Source organism: Micromonospora endophytica, from assembly GCF_003236305.1.
GTDB lineage: Bacteria > Actinomycetota > Actinomycetes > Mycobacteriales > Micromonosporaceae > Micromonospora > Micromonospora endophytica.
In genome coordinates this window covers 1-4,562 of record NZ_POTX01000349.1, presented here as the reverse complement: position 1 = coordinate 4,562, position 4,562 = coordinate 1, and the positions used below count along the sequence as shown (strand labels likewise).

Annotated in this window: 5 protein-coding genes; 1 reads left to right on the top strand and 4 read right to left on the bottom strand. The window is 73.0% G+C overall.

What is annotated here, in order from left to right:
• The 3 genes from C1I93_RS28685 to C1I93_RS28675 all read right to left on the bottom strand — a co-directional run.
• The coding region (locus C1I93_RS28685) for a DUF2752 domain-containing protein (RefSeq protein ID WP_420871049.1) at nucleotides 1-681 on the bottom strand (681 nt) is incomplete at its 3' end.
• Nucleotides 678-1,907, bottom strand: coding sequence for a winged helix-turn-helix domain-containing protein (locus C1I93_RS28680; RefSeq protein WP_111246388.1), 1,230 nt, complete (start codon nucleotides 1,905-1,907; stop codon nucleotides 678-680). The genes C1I93_RS28680 and C1I93_RS28685, both read right to left, overlap by 4 nt.
• A 10-nt stretch (nucleotides 1,908-1,917) precedes the next feature.
• Nucleotides 1,918-3,156 carry a glycosyltransferase family 87 protein gene (locus tag C1I93_RS28675; protein WP_111246386.1) on the bottom strand — a complete coding sequence of 413 codons (1,239 nt, stop codon included), beginning with the start codon at nucleotides 3,154-3,156 and terminating at the stop codon, nucleotides 1,918-1,920.
• 35 nt (nucleotides 3,157-3,191) lie between these two features.
• On the opposite strand from C1I93_RS28675, the gene C1I93_RS28670 reads away from it, so the two are divergent.
• Nucleotides 3,192-3,776 (top strand): GNAT family N-acetyltransferase, encoded by a 585-nt coding sequence (locus tag C1I93_RS28670; RefSeq protein ID WP_111246385.1) that lies wholly within the window; start codon nucleotides 3,192-3,194, stop codon nucleotides 3,774-3,776.
• 7 nt (nucleotides 3,777-3,783) lie between these two features.
• Here the strand turns inward: C1I93_RS28670 and dapB are convergent, their stop codons facing one another.
• The gene (dapB, locus tag C1I93_RS28665) at nucleotides 3,784-4,539 is read right to left on the bottom strand and encodes a 4-hydroxy-tetrahydrodipicolinate reductase (protein WP_111246384.1); all 756 of its coding nucleotides are present in this window, start codon (nucleotides 4,537-4,539) and stop codon (nucleotides 3,784-3,786) included.
• Nucleotides 4,540-4,562: the final 23 nt, after the last annotated feature.

Below are 4,562 nucleotides of genomic sequence, written 5' to 3'. Positions count from 1 at the left end.
GACGTAGAGGGCGGTGAAGGGGGGCCAGGGGAGGTTGCGGATGACCGAGAAGGCCAGCCAGGCGGCCAGGAAACCGCCGATCAGCTTGGGGCTGACCCGCAACTCGGGCAGTCGCCAACCGAACGCCTCCTTGCCGGCCCAGGCGATGAAGAAGTACGCCAGGAAGGGCAGTGCGAAGACGAAGAGGAAGTGATGCCGGGCGGCGGCCGGCAGGTCGGCGTGCAGGACGTACCAGAGGGCACGGGTGCCGCCGCAGCCCGGGCAGTCCAGGCCGGTGGTGAGCTTGAGCAGGCAGGACGGCAACGCGTCCGGGGCCGACCGGGTGGGGTCGCTGAGCAGCGTGTAACCGATGCCGGCGGCGACGCAGCCGAGCGCGGCCAGCGGCACCACCCAACGCGGCGTGCGCGCGTGCCACCGGGTCACGAACCGGGTCAGCCGGTCGGGCTCGACCATCGGATAACCAGCCGCCGGATAACCAGGCGGCGGATAACCAGACCCCGGGTAACCAGGCGGCGGATAACCGGACGCCGGGTAGCTCTCGGCAGGCCCCGCCGGATAGCCGTCGGCAGGCCCGGTCGGGTGATCAGCGGCGTGCCGCTCTGCGGTGACCGCGCCGACCGGTTCCCCGGTGGGCGGGTGCGGCTGGGCTGGCGATCGGTCCACGGAGCTCACGAGCCTCACCGTACACCGGCCACGCCCACCAGGGCGGCGGCCAGCGGGGCGGCGAGGTCGCCGGCGAGGGGCGGCGCCACCGCGTCCAGGCCGAGCCAGCCGGCCAGCCGGTACAGCTCGGCGGCGAGTGCCACCGCCGTCTCGCCCGGGTCGACGCCCGGCTCCGCCCAGGCGGCCGGCACCAGCAGCGTCCCGGCCTTGCGGTCGGCCTTCAGGTCGACCCGGGCGGTGAATCGCTCACCCTGCCGGAACGGCAGCACGTAGTAGCCGTGCACGCGCTTGGGGGCCGGGACGTAGATCTCGATGCGGTAGGTGAAACCGAACAGCCGCTCGGTGCGGTGTCGCTCCCAGATCAGCGGGTCGAAGGGGCTGACCAGCGTGTTGCCCCGCACCCAGCGCGGCAGTCGCGCCTGCGCGTGCAACCAGGCCGGCTGTCGCCAGCCCGGCACCGTGACCGGCCGCAGCTCCCCCGCCTCGACCAGCTCGGCGATCGCCTGGCGGGCGCCGGCCACCGGCAGCCGAAAATAGTCCCGCAGCTCCGGCTCCGCGGCCACCCCGAGCGAGCGGGCGGCGATGCCGACCAGGGTGCGGTACGCCTCGGCGTCGGTGGGCGTGGGCGCGTCGAGCACGGCCGCCGGCAGCACCCGTTCGGGCAGGTCGTAGCGGCGGGCGAAGGAGGTGGTGCGGTCCGCGGCGCACACCTCGCCCGCCCAGAAGAGATATTCCAGCGCCTGCTTCACCGTCGACCAGTTCCAGCCCCAGTTGCCGGTCTGCCGGGGCGCGTCGTGCTCGATCTCGGCCACCGTCAGCGGACCCCCGGCGGCCACCTCGTCGCGTACCCAGGCGACGAGCTTGGGTTGCTCCTGGGCGATGCGGCGCATGCCGCCCCAGGCGTCGGTGTGGGCCCGGGCCATCCGCCAGCGCAGCATCGGGTGCAGGGCCACCGGCACCAGCGACGCCTCGTGGCCCCAGTATTCGAACAGCTCGCGGGGACGGCGGTAGGCCGCCGAGTCGAGCAGCGTGGTCGGGTAGGGCCCGATCCGGCTGTAGAGGGGCAGGTAGTGCGCCCGTCGCAGGACGTTCACCGAATCCATCTGGATCAGGCCGACCCGGTCGAGCACCCGGCGCAGGTGCCGGCGGGTGGGCGCCCCGGCGGGCGCGGGGTCGGCGAAACCCTGTGCGGCCAGCGCGATCCGCCGGGCCTGGGCGAGCGAGAGCGATTCCGATGCGACCATCGCAGGCAGGCTACGCCGGCCGTACGACATCAGCGGGCTGCCGGCGGGTCCCGTCGACCGGCTCCGGCGACGGCTCACCGGGCCGGTGCGGGTGGCGCACCGGCAGGAAGGCCAGCAGAGCCAGGCTGATCCAGACGTACGTGTTGCTGAACAGGAAACCATCGACGCCGCTGAAGTCCTGCTCGTACGCCCAGACGATCCGGCTGATCAGGAAGGCGTACCCGATGGTCGCGGCGGCCAGCAGGGCGCGGCGTCGGCGGCTGCCCGGCGGCGCGGCCATGCCGTTGTCGACCAGGAGGAACAGCCCCGGCAGCAGCCAGACCAGGTGATGCACCCAGGTGACCGGGCTGACCAGGCACATCACCGCGCCGGTGAGCGCCAGGCCGCTGGCCTCGTCGCCGGCGGCCACGGCCACCCGGGACCGCCACACCCACAGCGCCACCGTCGCGGCGACAAGGGTCAACCAGGCCAGCGTGCTGGGGCTCTCCGGGTCGAGTCGGGCCACCACGCCCCGCAGCGACTGGTTGGAGACGAAGGCGAGTTCGCCGACCCGGCCGGTGTTCCACAGCGCTGTGGTCCAGAACTCCCGGGAGGCGTCCGGGAACAGCCCGGCGGCGAGCACCGTCGCCGCGGTAGCGGCGCCGATCGCGGTGAACGCCGCCCGGATCCGTCCGGTGACCAGCAGATACACGATGAAGATGCCCGGGGTGAGCTTGATCGCGGTGGCCAGGCCGATGCCGATTCCGGCCCATCGGCTGTGGCCCGGCAGCAGTCGCAGCAGGTCCACCGCGACCAGGAAGAGCAGCAGCGTGTTGACCTGGCCGAAGTTGATGGTCTCGCGCATCGGCTCGAAGGCTGCGGTGAGGCAGAGCGCCACCGCGAAGGCGAACCACCGGGTCCAGCCGGCCCGCCGCGACACCGGGTCCAGCAGCCACCAGATCAGCACCGCGCTGGTCACCACCCCGGCGGCCACGCTCACCACGATCGCCGCGTGCCAGGACAGGTACGCCATCGGCAGCATCAGCAGCGCGGCGAAGGGCGGGTAGGTGAAGCCGTACTGGGTGTTGGGCCGCAGGTAGTCGTAGATCTCCCCGCCGTCGTGCACCCACCAGACCAGCGCGCCGCGATAGACCTGCAGGTCGAAGAAGCCGTGCCGGACCGCCGCCACGGACAGGAACGCGGCGACCGCGACGGCGAGCAGCAGCACCGCGACGAGCTGCCCGACCGTGCGCCTGGCACCCTGCGCCACCGTCGCCTCCCTCGCCCTGCGTAGGCTGTCGTCCCATGGCTCTCGGGTTTGTCCGCCCGGCGCGTCCGGAGGACGTCGCCGAGATCGCCCGCATCCAGCTCGCCACCTGGCGGGCCGCCTACCGGCGGCTGCTGCCTCGGCATGTGCTGGACAACCTCGACGAGGCGTGGCTCGCCCAGCGGTGGGACGCCGCGGTGCGCCAGCCTCCCGGCGACACCCATCGGGTGCTTGTCGCCGTCGAACAGGCCGAGCAATCGTATCTGGTGGGTTTCGCCGCCTCCGGCCCGGCCGACGCCGAGGCACTGGCCCCGAACGAGCCGGCCGACGCGCTCGGCGCGGGCGTGGTGGCCGTGACCGACCTGCTCGTCGAGCCCCGGTGGGGGCGGCGCGGGCACGGCAGCCGGCTGCTCGCCGCAAGCGTCGACCTGTGGCGGGAGTCCGGCTTCGACCACGCCGTGGCCTGGGTGTTCGAGGGCGATCAGGCGTCCCGGAAGTTCCTCACCGCCGCTGGTTGGGCCCCCGACGGCGCCGGGCGCGCCCTGGACGTCGACGACATGCTGGTCCCCCAGCTCCGCCTGCACGTCGCCGTTTCCACCGAGGCGGCTGATCCCACCGACTGACCAGGCGTCAGAGCAGGGGGTCCAGGGCCACGGTGAGGCCGGGACGGGTGGGAACCGCGCGGACGGCGAGCAGCACGCCGGGCATGAACGACACCCGGTCGTACGAGTCGTGCCGAATGGTGAGCGTCTCGCCGGTGGTGCCGAATAGCACCTCCTGGTGGGCGACCAGGCCGGTGGCCCGCACCGCGTGTACGCGTACCCCGTCGATGTCGGCGCCTCGCGCCCCGGCGACCTCGTCCTTCGTGGCGTCCGGCACCGGGCCCAGGTCGGCCTCGGCACGGGCGGCGGCGATCAGCCGGGCGGTGTGCGTGGCGGTGCCGCTGGGCGCGTCGAGCTTGCCCGGATGGTGCTGTTCGATGATCTCGACCGACTCGAAGTAGCGGGCCGCGCGGGCGGCGAACTGCATCATCAGCACCGCGCCGATGCCGAAGTTCGGGGCGATCACCACACCCACGCCGGGCTTGTCGGCCAGCCAGCCACGCACCTGCTCCAGCCGCTGCTCGGTGAAGCCGGTGGTGCCGACCACCGTGTGGATGCCCTGGTCGACGCACCAGCGCAGGTTGTCCATGACCACGTCCGGGGTGGTGAAGTCGACCACCACCTGCGCACCGGCGTCAGCGAGGTCGGCCAGCGCGTCACCCTGGTCCACCGCCGCCACCAGCTTCATGTCCGTGGCCGCGTCGACGGCCTTGCACACCTCGGCACCCATCCGACCCCGAGCGCCCAGCACCGCCACCCGGATCGCATCCTGCTCGTCACTCACGCGCCACAACCTATCCCACCCCC

Excerpts from the sequence above, each read along its gene's own strand:
- C1I93_RS28670 (WP_111246385.1), top strand. The coding sequence starts at position 3,192 with ATGGCTCTCGGGTTTGTCCGCCCGGCGCGTCCGGAGGACGTCGCCGAG.
- C1I93_RS28680 (WP_111246388.1), bottom strand. The coding sequence starts at position 1,907 with ATGGTCGCATCGGAATCGCTCTCGCTCGCCCAGGCCCGGCGGATCGCG.